24 protein-coding genes are annotated in these 16,327 nt (G+C 36.6%); 13 read left to right on the top strand and 11 right to left on the bottom strand.

The window, feature by feature from the left end:
* Window positions 1-9: 9 nt before the first annotated feature.
* From QNH17_RS21885 to QNH17_RS21835, 11 genes are all read left to right on the top strand, one after another.
* Window positions 10-621, top strand: a complete 612-nt coding sequence (locus QNH17_RS21885) for a hypothetical protein (RefSeq protein ID WP_283875116.1) — start codon at window positions 10-12, stop codon at window positions 619-621.
* A 104-nt stretch (window positions 622-725) separates the two neighbouring features.
* Complete coding sequence (gene rpmG, locus QNH17_RS21880; protein ID WP_015594975.1) at window positions 726-875, top strand: 50S ribosomal protein L33; 150 nt, start codon at window positions 726-728, stop codon at window positions 873-875.
* A 60-nt stretch (window positions 876-935) separates the two neighbouring features.
* A complete protein-coding gene (locus tag QNH17_RS21875; protein WP_283875115.1) occupies window positions 936-1,502 on the top strand; it encodes a 5-formyltetrahydrofolate cyclo-ligase in 567 nt (188 codons plus the stop codon).
* The gene (locus tag QNH17_RS21870) at window positions 1,499-2,287 is read left to right on the top strand and encodes a DUF92 domain-containing protein (protein WP_283875114.1); all 789 of its coding nucleotides are present in this window, start codon (window positions 1,499-1,501) and stop codon (window positions 2,285-2,287) included. The genes QNH17_RS21875 and QNH17_RS21870 overlap by 4 nt, the downstream gene beginning before the upstream one ends.
* Before the next feature lie 63 nt (window positions 2,288-2,350).
* The gene (locus QNH17_RS21865; protein WP_283875113.1) at window positions 2,351-3,307 is read left to right on the top strand and encodes an L-lactate dehydrogenase; all 957 of its coding nucleotides are present in this window, start codon (window positions 2,351-2,353) and stop codon (window positions 3,305-3,307) included.
* A gap of 70 nt (window positions 3,308-3,377) precedes the next feature.
* Entirely contained in the window at window positions 3,378-3,572 is a 195-nt protein-coding gene (locus tag QNH17_RS21860; protein ID WP_283875112.1) for a hypothetical protein, read from the top strand.
* 172 nt (window positions 3,573-3,744) lie between these two features.
* Window positions 3,745-5,307 (top strand): rhomboid family intramembrane serine protease, encoded by a 1,563-nt coding sequence (locus QNH17_RS21855; protein ID WP_283875111.1) that lies wholly within the window; start codon window positions 3,745-3,747, stop codon window positions 5,305-5,307.
* Window positions 5,308-5,420: 113 nt separating this feature from the next.
* A complete protein-coding gene (locus QNH17_RS21850; RefSeq protein WP_283875110.1) occupies window positions 5,421-5,627 on the top strand; it encodes a YqgQ family protein in 207 nt (68 codons plus the stop codon).
* 14 nt (window positions 5,628-5,641) lie between these two features.
* Window positions 5,642-6,613 (top strand): ROK family glucokinase, encoded by a 972-nt coding sequence (locus QNH17_RS21845; RefSeq protein ID WP_283875109.1) that lies wholly within the window; start codon window positions 5,642-5,644, stop codon window positions 6,611-6,613.
* A 138-nt stretch (window positions 6,614-6,751) separates the two neighbouring features.
* Window positions 6,752-7,888, top strand: a complete 1,137-nt coding sequence (locus QNH17_RS21840; RefSeq protein ID WP_349632593.1) for a YqgU-like beta propeller domain-containing protein — start codon at window positions 6,752-6,754, stop codon at window positions 7,886-7,888.
* A 91-nt stretch (window positions 7,889-7,979) separates the two neighbouring features.
* The gene (locus QNH17_RS21835; protein WP_283875107.1) at window positions 7,980-8,297 is read left to right on the top strand and encodes an MTH1187 family thiamine-binding protein; all 318 of its coding nucleotides are present in this window, start codon (window positions 7,980-7,982) and stop codon (window positions 8,295-8,297) included.
* A gap of 72 nt (window positions 8,298-8,369) precedes the next feature.
* Here the strand turns inward: QNH17_RS21835 and QNH17_RS21830 are convergent, their stop codons facing one another.
* Window positions 8,370-8,546: a DUF2759 domain-containing protein gene (locus QNH17_RS21830; protein WP_283875106.1), complete on the bottom strand. Its 177-nt coding sequence runs from the start codon at window positions 8,544-8,546 to the stop codon at window positions 8,370-8,372.
* 215 nt (window positions 8,547-8,761) lie between these two features.
* Between QNH17_RS21830 and QNH17_RS21825 the strand changes: the two genes are divergently transcribed.
* Window positions 8,762-9,397, top strand: coding sequence for an MBL fold metallo-hydrolase (locus QNH17_RS21825; protein WP_283875105.1), 636 nt, complete (start codon window positions 8,762-8,764; stop codon window positions 9,395-9,397).
* Between the two features lie 163 nt (window positions 9,398-9,560).
* Window positions 9,561-10,652, top strand: a complete 1,092-nt coding sequence (locus QNH17_RS21820; protein WP_283875104.1) for a class I SAM-dependent methyltransferase — start codon at window positions 9,561-9,563, stop codon at window positions 10,650-10,652.
* Between the two features lie 44 nt (window positions 10,653-10,696).
* On the opposite strand, the gene QNH17_RS21815 is transcribed toward QNH17_RS21820, so the two are convergent.
* The 10 genes from QNH17_RS21815 to comGA form a co-directional block, all read right to left on the bottom strand.
* Complete coding sequence (locus QNH17_RS21815) at window positions 10,697-10,939, bottom strand: DUF2626 domain-containing protein (RefSeq protein WP_088088969.1); 243 nt, start codon at window positions 10,937-10,939, stop codon at window positions 10,697-10,699.
* Window positions 10,940-11,022: 83 nt separating this feature from the next.
* Complete coding sequence (locus QNH17_RS21810) at window positions 11,023-11,721, bottom strand: helix-turn-helix transcriptional regulator (protein WP_283879570.1); 699 nt, start codon at window positions 11,719-11,721, stop codon at window positions 11,023-11,025.
* Between the two features lie 218 nt (window positions 11,722-11,939).
* On the bottom strand, window positions 11,940-12,125 hold the full coding sequence (locus QNH17_RS21805) for a YqzE family protein (protein WP_283875103.1): 186 nt from the start codon (window positions 12,123-12,125) through the stop codon (window positions 11,940-11,942).
* Window positions 12,126-12,174: 49 nt separating this feature from the next.
* A complete protein-coding gene (comGG, locus tag QNH17_RS21800; protein ID WP_283875102.1) occupies window positions 12,175-12,561 on the bottom strand; it encodes a competence type IV pilus minor pilin ComGG in 387 nt (128 codons plus the stop codon).
* Window positions 12,558-13,034, bottom strand: a complete 477-nt coding sequence (gene comGF, locus QNH17_RS21795) for a competence type IV pilus minor pilin ComGF (protein ID WP_283875101.1) — start codon at window positions 13,032-13,034, stop codon at window positions 12,558-12,560. Before comGF ends, comGG begins: the two co-directional genes overlap by 4 nt.
* On the bottom strand, window positions 12,982-13,320 hold the full coding sequence (locus QNH17_RS21790) for a hypothetical protein (RefSeq protein ID WP_283875100.1): 339 nt from the start codon (window positions 13,318-13,320) through the stop codon (window positions 12,982-12,984). The genes comGF and QNH17_RS21790 overlap by 53 nt, the downstream gene beginning before the upstream one ends.
* On the bottom strand, window positions 13,310-13,744 hold the full coding sequence (gene comGD / locus QNH17_RS21785) for a competence type IV pilus minor pilin ComGD (protein WP_283875099.1): 435 nt from the start codon (window positions 13,742-13,744) through the stop codon (window positions 13,310-13,312). The genes QNH17_RS21790 and comGD overlap by 11 nt, the downstream gene beginning before the upstream one ends.
* Window positions 13,745-13,750: 6 nt before the next feature.
* A complete protein-coding gene (gene comGC, locus QNH17_RS21780; RefSeq protein WP_283879569.1) occupies window positions 13,751-14,062 on the bottom strand; it encodes a competence type IV pilus major pilin ComGC in 312 nt (103 codons plus the stop codon).
* 23 nt (window positions 14,063-14,085) lie between these two features.
* A complete protein-coding gene (gene comGB / locus QNH17_RS21775) occupies window positions 14,086-15,117 on the bottom strand; it encodes a competence type IV pilus assembly protein ComGB (protein ID WP_283875098.1) in 1,032 nt (343 codons plus the stop codon).
* The gene (gene comGA, locus QNH17_RS21770) at window positions 15,104-16,186 is read right to left on the bottom strand and encodes a competence type IV pilus ATPase ComGA (protein WP_283875097.1); all 1,083 of its coding nucleotides are present in this window, start codon (window positions 16,184-16,186) and stop codon (window positions 15,104-15,106) included. Before comGA ends, comGB begins: the two co-directional genes overlap by 14 nt.
* Between the last annotated feature and the right edge of the window lie 141 nt (window positions 16,187-16,327).

Below are 16,327 nucleotides of genomic sequence, written 5' to 3'. Positions count from 1 at the left end.
TGTAATTCGATGAATATAATTGAGCAGCTACAACAAAAGAAACCTAGTCTCCAACTTCCACAGGAAACACTTCAGTTTATTCCCGGTTTATGGGTTAACGGAAAATACTTTTGGCTTCAAGATTGTAAGGAAAAGGTTTTACATAACGAAGAAATAATTATCAAAGTGAAACAAGAGCAACCCCACTCCAAAATACGGTATTCAAGTGTCTTTATTAGTAATCACAGCAAGGAAAAGAAAGAAATTAAGCTTTTGGCCATGCATTACTATCCATTGGTTATTCAAGATAATCTTGTCTTTGTATCACCGACAGATAAAAGAATCTTTCATCATGCAAATAATAATATTTACTTGGTTAATGGAGAACATAATGGAGTTGGAATGAAGGAATACACGGCCATGCAGCAATGGAAGGTTTTTACCGACCAAATATGGAGTTCTCTTCAAAAAGGGAGCCTAAATTACCTGCCAATGGCTAAAACGCCTGCTTCTAGTATTTTTTCAATCAAAATGTCGTTAGGTCCGCATGAGATTGGAAAAATGAATACTTGGACGATTACAGGTTCCAATAAAAATGAATTACTCTCAATGGAGCAAGCCCTTATAAAGCAAACAGATTGAATCCAATAATTATCCAAAAAAACATACTAGCATTTCCTTTTAAAAAATGATATTATGGAAAAGTCGTATGAATGAAATGCTTAATTGTTTGGAGGGAAATAAACATGCGCGTGAATATTACATTGGCTTGCACTGAGTGTGGAGATCGTAACTATATTTCAACAAAAAATAAACGTAATAATCCAGATCGTCTTGAGCTTAAGAAATATTGCCCAAGAGAAAAACGTACAACAGCACATCGTGAAACAAAATAAGCAGTAGGGCTTCCTGCTGCTTTTTTTGTTGTTTAAAAATAATTGGTGAGGTTAGCTGTGATGAATAATAAAGTGTCTATTCGTAAAGATATGAAAGAGCAACTTTCCAGGCTTACAAAACCTTTATATGAAGATTATTCAAATAAAATTGCGTGCAGACTTTATGAGGATTCAGATTGGAAGCAAGCACAAGTGATTGGAATAACGATATCGAAATCGCCAGAAGTTGATACCTATCAAATTATTGAGAGAGCATGGGAATTAGGGAAACAAGTGGTTGTTCCAAAATGTGACCCCAAGGAAAAGAGAATGACTTTTAGAAGAATTACTGATTTTTCACAACTGGAAACAGTATATTATGGTCTACTCGAGCCAATTGAAGCATTAACTAATCAAATGAGCGCTGATAGGATTGACTTAATCATTGTTCCAGGTTTGGCCTATACACGAGAAGGCTACCGTTTGGGTTTTGGAGGGGGTTATTATGATCGTTATTTACAAAATTATAGTGGTAAAACCCTTTCACTTGCCTTTGCCCAGCAGCTGGTCCCACAGCTTCATGTGGAGGACCATGATATTCCTGTTTCGAAAATTATTACAAACGATGAGGTAATCAAGATAAGATGATTGAAACCATTATTATCTTCATTTTTATCCTGTTAGGAGCTGCTTCAGGTTATCGCTCTAAATCCTTGACCCGCTCGGGTGCCTTGGCAGCAAGTATTTGTGGACTAGCCGTTTATTTAGGATTCGGTATAAATGGTCTTTACCTGCTTGGTGCTTTTTTTGCCTCATCAACTTTTTGGTCAAAATATAAGAGTAGTTCAAAGTACATAATAGAAGAAAAGTTGGCTAAAGGAGCTACAAGAGACTGGCGTCAAGTTGCTGCGAATGGAGGTGCTGCGGGGCTTTTCAGTATCATTCATTATTTTAATCATGATACGATTTGGTTAATTGGTTTTTTAGTCTGTCTCGCAAGTGCAAATTCTGATACATGGGCTTCGGAAATTGGCAGTTTAAGTAAAAATGACCCCTTATACATACGTACCTTTAAGCGAGTCGAAAAGGGGACATCTGGAGCGATTAGTTTTTTAGGAAGTGCGGCTTCACTTGCAGGCTCTTTACTCATTTCGATTATTGGATTTTGGCTTTTTGATTTAGGTCTATTTTTAACTTGTCTGGTCTTTTTATTTGGTTATCTCGGGAATGTTGTTGATACGTTGATTGGCGCCTTTTATCAGCAGGTATATGTATGTAGGCAATGTGGTATTGAAACGGAGAAGAAAAGTCATTGTCAGTTGCCGACCACTAGAATAAAAGGGATGGTCTTTGTAGATAATGATATGGTGAATTTTATTTCAGGCTTTATTGCTGCGCTGCTTGCAATCGTCATCACGTATTTAAATAAATAACTCGCCTATCACAAATGAACTTTTAATAATATTATTATCATACTTTTACAGGGAGGAATGGTCATGGTAAATCGCCGCGTAAATAGAGTTGCCCTTATTGGAACTGGATTTGTTGGCTCAAGCTATGCTTTTGCACTATTAAATCAGGGGATCACCGAAGAACTAGTTTTAATTGATTTAAATAAGGAAAAGGCAGAAGGAGACGCAATGGATTTAAATCATGGATTACCATTCTCTCCATCGCGAACAAAAATATGGTTTGGGAGTTATCAGGATTGCGGTCAGGCTGATCTTGTCGTGATCACAGCAGGTGCAAACCAAAAGCCAGGGGAGACGCGGCTAGACTTGGTAGAAAAGAATACAAGAATTTTTAAAGGAATCGTGGACGAAATTATGGCAAGTGGTTTCGACGGTATTTTCCTTGTGGCCACAAATCCAGTGGATATTTTAACATATGCGGTTTGGAAATTTTCAGGTTTACCAAAAGAACGGGTAATTGGTTCAGGGACGATTTTAGATACAGCACGATTTCGGTTTTTATTGGGTGATTATTTTGATGTGGACACTCGCAACGTGCATGCCTATATAATTGGAGAACATGGAGATACAGAATTACCAGTGTGGAGTAATGCAGATATTGCTGGAACTTCCATCAGCGATTGGTCAAAAAACAAAACTGGTTTTAAACAAACAGACCTTGATCAAATCTTTCTAAATGTTCGGGATGCTGCTTACCATATCATTGAACGGAAAGGTGCAACCTATTATGGAATTGCTATGGGCCTTGTCAGATTGACCAAAGCAATTCTCCGTGATGAAAATTCAGTACTCACTGTCTCCACTTATCTAGATGGAGAATACGGACAAAATGATATTTATATTGGTGTTCCGGCTGTAGTTAATCGTGACGGAGTTAGACAAGTGGTTGAACTGAATTTAAATCAAGACGAGCAAGCAAAATTCGAGAATTCCGTGAATGTATTAAAGAAAACAATGGAGCCTGTCTTTAAGAACTATTAATCAGAATTTAATCATTTTTATTGGATAATTTATTCGTCATCTTCACAAAATAGATAGAGGAGGGATGATGATGTCTCGCATATTAACATCCATATTAATGATTGGCTCTATAGGGTATTTGGTTTATAAGTACAAATTCCGACTTATTAATGTCCTGCTCGGGTCTAGTTGGATGCGCAGAATTGCAGTAGGCTCAGTTATGAGTTTTCCAGGTGTAAAGCAAAAAATGATGCAAACGATGTTTGGAAGACCATCTGAATGGTGAAAACCACAGATGGTTTTTTTATTTTGATTTTGAGAGTTGGCTGCAAAAATAATCAACTTGTTTAATTATTGTAACGAGAGATTTCGTTTATAATGAAAGATAAGCGAAAAAGACGAATAAAATGAAAGCAGGTTTACCTGAAGCTTATTCTTACATAGGAAGTTGGGGGGAAATGAGTAATAGAGAAGGATTCATTTTTTGGAATTTGGCCAATTTATTGATATCTGGTCATGGTTATCGTATTATTCAATTATTTGAAAATCAAAAAGAATTATGGCTCGAAAAGCTTGAAAATAAAAAAGCACCGATCATTCGCATACTGCATCATAATTTGGATTGGAGTAGTGCCATGCAGCGGGATATTGAGTTTACTGCTGGCAATGGGGAAAGAGTCCGAAAACAAATAGGTCGTCATGAGTTGAGTGTTGTTAACATCTACGTCAGTGAATTTCCACCTGTTGATGAGTACGAATTTCGTCTCACGAAGCCTTTTGTCCATTCAGATGGAAATAAGACCATGGTTACCTCAATTCTAATTGCACAGGGGCAATACGAGGAAGGGTTCAGACGTTTATCAGAGAGGCTTTCGCATGATTTTTCTTTTGCTATAAAAGAAGACTATTCAGAAGAAGATGTTGAGTTAATGAAGAAAGCATCATTGGATTATGCGATAAAAAAAGAAAAGACGGAAAGAGCGATTCTATTAAGTGGTAAACCATTCTTTACTTATATATTCATTGCAATACAGCTAGCTGTTTTTTTCTGGCTTCAAGTTCATGGTGGGAGCACCAATACTTCTACTTTGATAAAATATGGAGCAAAAGTCAATCAATTGATTATGGATGGGGAATGGTGGAGATTTATAACACCGGTTTTTCTTCATATTGGTTTTGTTCATCTAGCCATGAATACATTAGCTTTATACTTTCTTGGTATCGAAGTAGAAAGAATTTTTGGCAGTCTTCGATTTTTAGTGATTTACTTATTTGCCGGAGTTACAGGCTTCATTGCCAGTTTCATCTTTAGTGCGAACTTATCAGCGGGGGCCAGTGGGGCAATTTTTGGATGTTTTGGTGCGTTACTATATTTTGGAGTTATTTATCCGAGATTATTTTTCCGAACAATGGGAGTAAATTTACTTGTTGTGCTCGGAATAAATTTGATGATTGGGTTCTCTGCATCCGGAATAGATAATGCTGGACATCTAGGCGGATTGGTTGGGGGATTCCTTGCCGCGGGTGTTGTCCACCTGCCGAAAAAGAAAAAAATACTGCTGCAAATGTTATTTTTAATGGCATCCGCCTCACTGTTGTGGGGTTCTTTATCATACGGTTACAGTGCATTTGGAAAATCTCATGATGAAAACTCCAGTTTGTTAATGGCTCAGGAATATATAAAGCAAAACAATTATGATAAGGCATATAACGTTTTAAAGGAATCTGAAAAAAATGCAGTGAATGTATCGGAGAAAACTTATTTTCTCTTATCCTTTGTAGAAATTAAGAAGGAAATGCTCTCTGAAGCAAAGACACATCTAGAAAAGGCAATAAAACTTGACCCAAGTTTTGATGAGGCGTTCTTTAATTTAGCACTTATTAACCTCGAACAAAAAGAATTGGAAGAAGCTAAAGAAAATATACAACAGGCTATAAAGCTCAATCCGAATCAACAGAACTATGCTGATTTACTACAAGAGATTAATCGCCAACTCCAATCTTCCAATAATGGGCCGTAGGATTGAAGTTTCTCTAAAACTAAGATTATATTTTCTTGAGGATAGAGGACGGGTTGGGTTATACTTTTTCTTGGATAATATTTTTTCTCCATTAAATCAATAGGAGATATAGGATGAAAACAATTTATGATATTCAACAATTTTTAAAGAGATTTGGAACATTAATTTATATTGGCGATAGAGTTGCCGACCTTGAATTGATGGAAATGGAATTAAAGGAATTGTATCAGTCACAACTAATAGAACCAAGAGAATTTCAAACCGCTTTATTAATTTTGAGGCATGAAATTCAATTTCAAAGAGAAAAAAGTCAAAAATAAGATAGGTGATTTTATTGTCGAAACAATGGATTGTTGGTGTTGACCTTGGTGGTACAACGACTAAATTAGCTTTTATAACAATGGATGGCGAGATCGTTCATAAATGGGAAATACCAACAGATAATTCGAATGAAGGAAAAAACATAACCACTAATATCGCAAATGCAATTGATGAAAAACTAATGGAACATGGACAAACAAAAGATCATCTACTAGGAATTGGTATGGGTGCACCCGGTCCGGTTAACTATGAAAAGGGAATACTATTAAATGTTGTAAATCTAGGCTGGCCCAATAATTATCCTCTAAAGAATAGTCTTGAGACAGCAACTTCGCTCCCAGCTGCGATTGAAAATGACGCCAACTGTGCAGCATTGGGTGAAATGTGGATGGGTGCAGGCAATGGAGCGAAGGATCTTGTTTGCGTTACACTTGGAACAGGTGTCGGTGGAGGTGTTATTGCTGGCGGAAAAGTTGTTCAAGGTATAAATGGTGCAGCTGGTGAAATAGGCCATATTACTGCTATACCGTTTGATGGAGCACAATGTAACTGTGGGAAAAAAGGTTGTCTTGAAACAGTGGCTTCTGCAACAGGAATTGTACGCTTAGCCAGAATGGAACTTGCTAAGGGGATACAAAGTGAATTAACCTCAAAAATGGTTGAGAATAATATGATTACAGCTAAAGACGTCTTTGATGCAGCGCGCAATAATGATCGCTTGGCTCAGACCGTATTGAATGAGGTATCCTTTCACTTAGGTTTTGCGTTAGCTAGTATTGCCAATACACTAAATCCGGAAAAAATTGTTTTAGGTGGCGGTGTTTCTAAAGCAGGCGATATTTTATTAAATCCAGTAATTAGTAATTTTGAGAAGTTTGCTTTTTCAGCAGTCCGTGACTCAACAGAACTCGCATTGGCTACTCTTGGAAATGATGCAGGTGTCCTTGGTGCTGCATGGCTTATTAAAAATAAATTGAATCAATAGTCTATAAAGGAAAATCCGCATTGATGCGGTTTTTCCTTTATTACTTTCCGCAAAATTTGTTATAATATTGAAACATTACAGTTCAAAAAACGTACTATTTTATGAGAGAGAATAAGAGAGGAGGAAATATTGATTAATGTGAAAAGGAATAGTAATATAAATCCCATGTTTCTGGTCCTCTATTTATTTTTATTAATCCTCATCTTAGGTGCATGCGCTCAAAACGAGCAAGTAAAACAAAAAGTGCCTGTTAAAAATGCAAAGCCTAAGTCTCCAGTTGCCACTACTTCTGGAGATAAGTGGAAACTACCGATTTCAATTCCAGAAGGTGAATTTTCAAAACTCGCCGGCTGGCTTTCTGAGAAACAAGTCCTCTATATTACGAATCTAGAACAATCTTCAAGTATATACCGCTACAATCTCTTTACAGGTAAAAGTGAATTAATTTATAAAAGTGAATATCCCATCATCAATGTACAAATTAGTCCTTCCCAAAAAAGCATCCTTATCCATGCTTCGCCATCAGCATCTGAAGGGAAGGTTACAATAATTGATACAAAAGGGAGCGTAATCCTTCAAAAGGATTTTCCATCCTATGAATTAGCCTTTGAATGGAACCCATATAATGAATCTCAGATTTTAGTAACTAAATTTGCAGAGGATTGGAGTTTTCAAGTGTTTTTACTAGACTTGGGACAATCAACCACATCTGAACTTGATGTGCCTCAGCCTTTTATGAAGTGGGTAGCTGTTAATCAGATAGCTTGGATTAATTTGATTGAAGATCAGCCAGCCTTATTAGCACCGCTTAATGGTAGAAATTTAGAAACTGGGATCGAGAAAAATTTGTTTCCATCAGTTATAAATTTTTCTGCCTATCCTGACTTACTAATGACAATCACCAAAAATGAACAAAACCAATCCATGTCTAGTTACTCATTTTTTGATAACAAATTACGTAAACTATTTACTTTTTCTATGCCCCAGTTAACAAAGTATACTGATTGGTTAGTTCCTTTTTATGACTATAATGAAGAAAAAAGCCAATTTATTACCTTAAGGCCTCTATCAGGTGGAGAATCGGATACTTATTCAGAGGGTTTCCAACTTCTAACTTATAATCTTAAGAATGGGCGCAGCAACCTAATCATGAATGGTTTAGAAAACGAGCCAATGATACTTTCACCAACTGGTGATGCTCTCTTGTATGGGAATCGATATGAAAAAATTATCGATCTGAATGGAAAGAAATTATATGAATTGATAAAGGAATGACACGAGTATGGACAGTGTCATTTTTTTATTTTATCTTCTGTTATGATAAAATCACGTTGAATCAAAAACTTAAAGAGGAAGGTATTCAGTCATGGCTATAGTAGATGTAACAGTAATTCCAATTGGAACAGAAACTCCTAGTGTTAGTAAATATGTAGCAAGTATTCAAAAGGTTTTGAGAAAAAATCAAGAGGAAGGGAAAATACGTTTTCAATTAACACCCATGAATACGATTATCGAAGGTGAACTTTCCGTTTTATTTGAAGTTATCCAAGAAATGCACGAGGTACCCTTTTCTGAAGGTATCCAGAGGGTCGCTACAACGATTCGTATTGATGACAGAAGAGATGTTCAGCGGAGTATGGAATATAAAGTAGAGAGGGTAACCAACCTTTTAAATGAGGATTAATATATGGGTGTAGCTGGACACTCCAATCCATTCAAAATAAAAAGACTGCCGGTTGGCAGTCTTTTAAAACTCTTAGTGAGTTCCTGTTGGAAATCCAGAATTGATGATGGTCATGACTGTAAACCAGCCGAAAACCACAAATGATGCTACACCCCAAAATGCACCTAAGAAATTTTTTTTCTTTAGTGCTGAAAATCCACCGAAAGCAGCAAGAATGGTTACAAGAGCAAAAATAATTACTAATCCCATGGAAAACCCCCCTTTTATTATTATAAGCAGGCATACATCAAAACAAATTTAAAAAAATTATGTACCTATATTATTTACATTCGATTCTTATTTTATATTTTTTTCTTTCATTTGTCGAGAGCAAAAAAGAACTCACGTGAATTTGTATTCTTTCTCTCTTCTTAATACATAGTGTAAAATAATAATATCGCAAATTCAATTGGAGGTACGTAATTATGAAATGGCAGCAAATCCCATTGGGAGCACTTCAAACTAACTGTTACATCGTAGAAAATTCAGACCGATCATGTTTAATTTTTGATCCCGGCAGTGAAGGGAAAAAGCTCATTCAATTGTTGAATAATAGAAAACTGAAACCTCTTGCCATTATTCTAACTCATGCACATTTTGATCATATCGGGGGTGTCGATGAAGTAAGGAACTTTTATAAAATTCCAGTCTATCTTCACAAAAAGGAAGAAAACTGGCTTGGTGACCCCGCACTAAATGGTTCACAATTCTTTATGATTCAGGATTCATTAAGAGTCAATCCTGCTGATCAGATCATTAAAAATGAGGGAGGTATGAAAATTGGTGATTTTGAATTTAGCATTTTTCATACCCCTGGTCATTCACCAGGAAGTATCTCTTGTTATTTTGAAGAGCAGGGATTTGTTATCTCTGGTGATGCCCTTTTTCAAGGCAGCATTGGCCGCACAGATCTAAGGGAAGGGAACGCATCACAGTTATTAAAAAGTATACACGATAAGCTGCTTGTATTACCTGAGGAAACGTATGTATTATCTGGTCATGGTCCTGTGACAACCATTGGTGCAGAAATGGATAGTAATCCGTTTTTGAATGGATTTTAGCAACGAGGGGAGACAATATAGAAAAACCCTTCTCCGAAATGAGAAGGGTTTTTCTGGGGGATATTCTATTCTAATATGGGAGGGGATAAAGTTTAAGCTACTAATCTTACAATATTATAAAGTTTTCACTGTGTCAATAGTGTTTATTTGAAAAGGAGCATGTATGAACACATTTTTTAGAACATTATTTTCAAACTCACCCAATGATTTGATCACCTACGAAAAATACATTGGTGCAGCATTGTATCATCCTGAATTTGGCTATTATATGAGGGAAAAACAAAAAATTGGGCGGCAAGGAGACTTCATAACAACAAGTAATATTTCAGATATATACGGAAGTATGATGGCAAAGTGGTTTTCTCAAGTATGTAAGAGGGCACAAATTGACCCTGTTTTTTGTGAAATAGGAGCTGGAAATGGACGTTTTGCCAAAGCATTTTTACAGGAATGGAAGGAAACGATTCAAACCCCATTAACCTATATAATTGTTGAAAGCAGTCCTTATCACCGGAAACTGCAACAAGAATTGTTAATGGCCGATTTTCCCATTGTCCAAGTAGAGAGCATTAACGAAGTTACGTCATTTGAAGGAATGATTTTTTCTAACGAACTCTTTGATGCATTACCTGTTCATGTCATTGAAAAAAAAAACGGGGAACTTCATGAAGTAATGATAGGCGTTCGAAATAATCAACTGTATGAGCAAAAGGTTCCTTTAACCAATTCTGATATCAAAATGTTTTTAAAGGAAAGCCAAATTGAATTAAAGGAAAAGCAGCGGTTGGAGGTCCCGTTAGCCATGGTGGAGATGATAAAGGAAATTTCCCGTGCATTGTTAAAAGGGATTGTAGTAACAGCTGATTATGGTTATACAAATGAAGAGTGGATGGACCCTATAAGGGTAAAGGGGAGTTTGAGAGGTTATTATCAGCATCAGATGATTGATGATATCTTGCAAAATCCTGGCGAAATAGATATCACAACACATATCCATTTTGATTATCTTATTCAAAAAGGTGAACAGGAAAACTTAGAACTTATTTCAAAGCAACGGCAGGATGAGTTTTTATTAAAGGCAGGTATTCTGAAAGAATTAGCTAACCATTATGACCCCAATCCCTTTTCGGAGGTAAGCAAACGGAATCGGGCGATTCGCAGTTTGATTATGCCCTCAGGGATGAGTTCCTATTTTCATGTGGTTATTCAGCAAAAAGGGGTTAAATTAAAATTGAGTGATATCTTCATCGAATAAAGAAAAAACGCCGGAGTTTTCCGGCGTTTATTTCTAATTGTTACTTAATGTCCTGCACCAGGCACCATCATGAACGTTGTCCAATAAGTGAAGCCTGCGAAGAAAACTGTTAAATATGCTCCGAATACCCACAAATACATGCGCTCGGATAGTTTTAGATAGCTAAGCAGAACGAAAAAACCTGTTTGGGCTAAGAATAACATTGCCGTCTTATCCATATCGCCTAGATAAAACATTACTGTAAAAATGCCCGTCCAGAAACCACAAACTCTGAACATGCGATCCATATGTATCCCTCCTTTTACCCTGCGATCCCATCATTACAATATTATAAAGTAAAAGGAGGTACAATGTAAATAATGGTTTCGAATTAGTTTGTTACAAGCGCTTGATATGAACAAGTTTCACATCCAGAAATAATATTATCTTTTTCAATTAACTCAACTGATTCAAAAAGTGCTCCAAACATCCCTTTCAAGAATTCATGGTGCATACTACAAACTGTTTCCGAATGATCTTCTGCCACTTCTTTGAATGGACAATTGAAAATTTGGAAATATATTTTTGTTTTATCGCCATTTGCTTCAAATTCAGGATAAAAACCAGCAAGAGTTGCAGCGCTTTTTAATATTGTGAGCTTTTGGTCAAATTCTAATTCATCTCCAAACGCTCTTTTTGCCTTTTCTTGTTCAATCAGCTCTGTACCAAAACGTTTTCCAGTAAGGAAAAGTGCTTTTCTTCCAGCTTCTCCAAGTGAAATCATGGTTTGGATTGCGACTTTAGATAAGAGCATGTAGTCACGAAATGGAAAATGCAACTGTATTACATCATCTGATAGGCGATACAGTCTACTCGGTCTGCCGCCTTTACCAGTTTTCTTTGTTTCAGACACTAACATATTTACATCTTCAAGTTTTGATAAATGCAATCGTGCAACATTTGGATGAATATTAAAATTTTCTGCCACTTCTTGTACTGTTACTTCTTGATGACGTTTGGTAATGTATTGATAAATATAGTACCGTGTTGGATCTGATAAAACGTTTGTTATCTTTAATGTTTGTTCCATCATTGTTCACCTCGGACCCCCATAATTTATTCCATTATAATACAGCCCTTTAAACATGGGAATGAGGTTAACAATGTTAACACAGTATGTTTAGAAAATGTTCACATTTAGCGACTTTATATTGTAACAATATATTAAAAAGACAACAAATTTCGGTAATAAAACATTTGTCAACAGTAAAAATATAATTATTTTGGAGAAATAAAGAATTAGAGGAGTTACATTCTTCGTCTCTTTTTAACTTCAAAATAGAGGATGTAAGGAAGAATACCGAACCAACGATACCAGAAAGAAGCTTTTGTTTCTTTTCGTTCGATACGCAGACGTTTCCTTTCATCCTTCGGCTGATCTGCATATTTTACAATCGTTTGAGTCATGTATTTTACATAGTCATTAGTTTTCATGGACACACACCTGCCTTTAATTTTCATGAACAAGTATGCCCATATTTAATTAATTCAATTCAAGCCATTTGGATAATCGTTTGGTTCGTGAATCAAAATATCCCCTTCCGTAAGTTGTTATACCATCCGTATTGAGGTGCAATGTGAAATTGACCTTTTGAATATACCCAATTGGTGTTTCGGTTTGGTAATCTATGGTTCCCTTTACAAACGTAATCGTGCCTTTGGCAGGCAAGGTGCCAGTCTTTTGATAAGTTGCTTCAACTTTTTTTACTGACGAGAGGAAATAATACTCCTCGAGCATGATTGAATTTGTTTCGTGTGCAATTTTTCTTTCGGATAACAAAACTTCAATTCGGCTCGAAAGAAATAATAAAAAAATGATTAGAAGGCATAAGGTAAGTGGATAGGTAAAGCCTCTCTCATTATTTATCATGGAACATTCAGCCAATTCCCCATTGAGAATGCAGTAACAGAATATTTTCTTCCCCATAGGTCAGTTACATCGATTTTAACCGCATTATTTAAAAGTGTGAATGAATACTGTGCAACATTTTGGAGAAGTATTTCGTGACCAGTTGAATTCACACGGCGCCTAAGGTTCGTTCCGTACTTTTCATACTGGATGGTTTCAGCTTCTTTTGTTAGAATTAACCGATTCGAGATCACCTCTGCACGGCTGGAAAGCCGGATCTCCTTTTTTATTTGGCTCGAAAAAACATCCCACTCCATTGTCTGTAAAGCTGCCTCCGTATCCTTATTACTAAGAATTATTTGGAATAAAGGTGCCATAAAAAAAATAATTGTTGTAAAAATTGAAAAAGAAATAAGCACTTCAATGAGTGTAAAGGCACCGTCATTCAAGCAGCCCACAGACTTCGACTTCCGGAAGAAACGAATTTTTTTCAACTCTCACACACACCTCCTTTTGTCCCGCCAACTCACTTTCTTTCCAAATGATTTGATATTCAATTCCGTTTTGAATAGAAGTGGAAAACGATGTTCCCCGATTACTGAGTAAATTCGCTTGTAATTCTTCGTACATCAACTGTCGGGCCTTATTTTCTAAATCCAATTGTCTGGATTGTTCTCTTAGTTCGGTCAATAATGGCAGTAAAAACAAACTAAGTATAAACAATGCTGATAAGGAAAGTAGAAGCTCAAGCAGAAAATAGCCTTTAGAACTACTTAACATAAAACCGTCCCTTTCCGATTAAAACGGTCATTTGATAGGTTTTATTATTGGTTTGGATGAGTAAGGTACCAAACTGGTTCACATTTCCATCGTTTAGGAATTTAAAATATAAGGGTAGAGTGCTTGTAGCAAGATTAATATTTTTTGAATAATTACGCATGACGATTGGCGGCAGTTCGGGTCTCAATAGCATGTAATACTTATACTGCGCTGGAAGAATAACAACGGATACTTCATGTTGATGAGATATAGCATATTGTTGTGAATAATATAGGTCTGCTTTTAATTGGGTTAAAAAGGCCTCATCCTCCAGGACTGAGTGCTGCGGTTTTAAGGAGAAAACTGTAATTGAGGAAATAATCATGAAGATTGAAAGGACTAACAGGGACTCAATTAAAGTGAAGCCGTTTTGATCGTTTTTCATTAGTGATTAGTTTACCTTTGCAACTGAGGTTACATTACCTTCAGCATCTATTGCAACTTCGTTACCATTCGGACAACCAGTAGCATCTTGCTTTAAATATCCTTCTGCTTTTAGTTCTTCAATCGTAGGGATCTTGTTCTTATCCATTTCATATGCTTGAACTTGAGCTTGGACCATTTTAACGTAGGCCTCACAACCTTTCTTGTTGATATTTGAATTATGTTTGGCGACGTTAGGAATTGTAATAATTAACAGCACTGAGATTACTAGCATAACAATCATCATTTCTATTAATGTAAAACCTTTTTCATTTTTCATCATTCTAACAACCTCCAATTTTTTTAAATACTATCAAGTAGGTGAAACATGGGTAAAAGGATAGCTAAATACATCGATACCACAAGGAATCCAATAATAATATAAAGAATAGGCTGAATGGTTGATAAGCGTTTTTGAATCATTTCTTCCATGATTTTGATACAGTGCCTACTGAAAAATAGCAACTCCTGCTCCAACTTTCCGTTTTCTTGGCCATGTTTTACAATCATCGGAAATTCTTTTTCGAAGAATAACATCGTTGCTAAAATTGACTCCAATCTTTCTCCGGTAATAAGCTTGCTTTTAATTGCAGTAGCTAAGTGGCTGTAAAAAGGATGTCTGAGATTCTGTTCAAAGAGTAATAGTGCTTCGGAAACGGATAACCCACCGGAAAGTAAGAAGCTTAGTTGAATGGAAAAGTAGTGTGTAAAAAGTAATTTGAGGATTCTGCCAACAATAGGGATGCGGACTAGATGTACCCTTTGTTTTAGGATGGTGAGCTTTCGAAATATAAGCAAGTAATAAATTGCTCCCAAAAGTAGAATAAAAAGCAAGATGCTGATCACAATTGGAAAATAACGATCAAAAGTGTATATGACATTCATGAAAAAATTTGCTTCTAGACCAAGGGACGAAAAAAGACTTGTGAACCTTGGCAGTAATGTATTTTCTACAAAAATAAAAAGAAATCCTGTAATGATGATAAGCACTGCAGGATACTGAAGCAGTTTTAGAAGCTTGTGTAAATCTTTATCCTTAAGTAATGCAAGTTCACTTCCCTCCAGCAGAGCATCCGTAAAGCAGCCATGTTGTTCGGCAAAATAAACATAACCGATTAAGTCCTTTTGGAAGCCCATATTGTTTAAAGCAACATGAAATGGTTGACCTTTTTTCAATTCTTCTAAACAATCTTTAAGTTCCTCGTTTCGTTTTGAGGGTAATTGTAATGCTATGGACTCAATTGCAAGTGCAATTGGATATCCTCTTGCCAAAAGTTCACCAATTCTTCTCAAGAAATTCGCCTGTTCGTTCACTGTCCATTTATGACGATTCATCATCATACACCAATCGATCGTATTCAGATTCTTGAATATAACCAAGGGCAATCCCTTTGTTTATTACATCTTTTAAGGTGCGGTAACGAGTATTTATTTTATCGCCTTGGGCGGCCTTCATTACACCGTGTAAATTTCTCCCTGATAATAGTTCAAACACACTTGCACGTTTCCATCTGCCATATGAATAGCAAATAGGAGTGCAGTCCCCTTCACAAAAAGGGCAGGAGAGTTCAACTAATCTTTGTGCTGTTATGGCAATCAGCGTCTGTTCAACTTCTAACCAATTCACACCAAACTCTCGCAGGCGATAAACCGCTCCCTTCGCATCCCGAGTATGCATCGTGGAAAGGACGAGATGGCCTGTTAAGGCAGCTCTTACCGCAATTTTCGCCGTCTCAGCATCGCGGATTTCACCAACCATAATAATATCAGGGTCATGACGAAGAATAGCCTTTAGACCAGATGCATATGTTACGCCTGCCTTTTCATTGACTTGTATTTGCAGGACGGAGTCATAGTTTTTTTCAATGGGATCTTCGAGTGTGATGACATTTCGGTGAAATAGGTGGGCTGTTTCATTTAAAAGGGAATAAAGGGTAGTTGTTTTGCCGCTGCCAGTCGGCCCGGTGAAAATGATTAGTCCATGAGCATGTTTGAGAAGGGCGAGTAGTTTTCGTGTCATTGACGGGAATAGTGATAGTTGGTGAAAAGGAATTTGTTCTTGCTGAGGCAGCAGCCGGATGACGAGGCTCTCTCTGTTATTCGAAGGAAGGGTGGATAGTCTTAAGCCCATTAATTGTCCGTCAACCTCACAAAAAAATGCTCCGCTTTGAGGCCGTCTTCTTTCGCCGATATCCATATTGGCTGTGAATTTAAAATGTGAGATTAATCTGTCGCATTCATCTTTTGGAAGGGATAGTCGGGGAATGAGATTGTTGGTTAAACGTATTTGAATGAGTGTGTCATTCTTCCTTGGGATAATGTGAATGTCTGTTGCCTGGTTTCGTGCCGCATCTGCAATAATTCGATTTGCTAAGATTTCTATCGCGCTAACAATAGGTACCACCGCCTTTATTATTTTTCATTTGATAATATTCGACAGCGTTCTTGCTTATCCTTTTTTATTTTCAAAAAAATTTTTTATTTTTTCGGCAAAATAATATTAGGGTGTCAGGCACCATGTGAAATTTTCACATGGTGCCTGACA

Source organism: Neobacillus sp. SuZ13 (assembly GCF_030123365.1).
In the GTDB taxonomy this organism is placed as follows: Bacteria; Bacillota; Bacilli; order Bacillales; family Cytobacillaceae; genus Neobacillus.
This window is presented reverse-complemented; position numbering and strand designations above follow the sequence as displayed.

Excerpts from the sequence above, each read along its gene's own strand:
- QNH17_RS21885 (WP_283875116.1), top strand. The coding sequence starts at position 10 with ATGAATATAATTGAGCAGCTACAACAAAAGAAACCTAGTCTCCAACTT.
- rpmG (WP_015594975.1), top strand. The coding sequence starts at position 726 with ATGCGCGTGAATATTACATTGGCTTGCACTGAGTGTGGAGATCGTAAC.
- QNH17_RS21875 (WP_283875115.1), top strand. The coding sequence starts at position 936 with ATGAATAATAAAGTGTCTATTCGTAAAGATATGAAAGAGCAACTTTCC.
- QNH17_RS21870 (WP_283875114.1), top strand. The coding sequence starts at position 1,499 with ATGATTGAAACCATTATTATCTTCATTTTTATCCTGTTAGGAGCTGCT.
- QNH17_RS21865 (WP_283875113.1), top strand. The coding sequence starts at position 2,351 with ATGGTAAATCGCCGCGTAAATAGAGTTGCCCTTATTGGAACTGGATTT.
- QNH17_RS21860 (WP_283875112.1), top strand. The coding sequence starts at position 3,378 with ATGTCTCGCATATTAACATCCATATTAATGATTGGCTCTATAGGGTAT.
- QNH17_RS21855 (WP_283875111.1), top strand. The coding sequence starts at position 3,745 with ATGAGTAATAGAGAAGGATTCATTTTTTGGAATTTGGCCAATTTATTG.
- QNH17_RS21850 (WP_283875110.1), top strand. The coding sequence starts at position 5,421 with ATGAAAACAATTTATGATATTCAACAATTTTTAAAGAGATTTGGAACA.
- QNH17_RS21835 (WP_283875107.1), top strand. The coding sequence starts at position 7,980 with ATGGCTATAGTAGATGTAACAGTAATTCCAATTGGAACAGAAACTCCT.
- QNH17_RS21830 (WP_283875106.1), bottom strand. The coding sequence starts at position 8,546 with ATGGGATTAGTAATTATTTTTGCTCTTGTAACCATTCTTGCTGCTTTC.
- QNH17_RS21825 (WP_283875105.1), top strand. The coding sequence starts at position 8,762 with ATGAAATGGCAGCAAATCCCATTGGGAGCACTTCAAACTAACTGTTAC.
- QNH17_RS21820 (WP_283875104.1), top strand. The coding sequence starts at position 9,561 with ATGAACACATTTTTTAGAACATTATTTTCAAACTCACCCAATGATTTG.
- QNH17_RS21815 (WP_088088969.1), bottom strand. The coding sequence starts at position 10,939 with ATGGATCGCATGTTCAGAGTTTGTGGTTTCTGGACGGGCATTTTTACA.
- QNH17_RS21810 (WP_283879570.1), bottom strand. The coding sequence starts at position 11,721 with ATGGAACAAACATTAAAGATAACAAACGTTTTATCAGATCCAACACGG.
- QNH17_RS21805 (WP_283875103.1), bottom strand. The coding sequence starts at position 12,125 with ATGAAAACTAATGACTATGTAAAATACATGACTCAAACGATTGTAAAA.
- comGG (WP_283875102.1), bottom strand. The coding sequence starts at position 12,561 with ATGATAAATAATGAGAGAGGCTTTACCTATCCACTTACCTTATGCCTT.
- QNH17_RS21790 (WP_283875100.1), bottom strand. The coding sequence starts at position 13,320 with ATGTTAAGTAGTTCTAAAGGCTATTTTCTGCTTGAGCTTCTACTTTCC.
- comGD (WP_283875099.1), bottom strand. The coding sequence starts at position 13,744 with ATGAAAAACGATCAAAACGGCTTCACTTTAATTGAGTCCCTGTTAGTC.
- comGC (WP_283879569.1), bottom strand. The coding sequence starts at position 14,062 with ATGAAAAATGAAAAAGGTTTTACATTAATAGAAATGATGATTGTTATG.
- comGB (WP_283875098.1), bottom strand. The coding sequence starts at position 15,117 with ATGAATCGTCATAAATGGACAGTGAACGAACAGGCGAATTTCTTGAGA.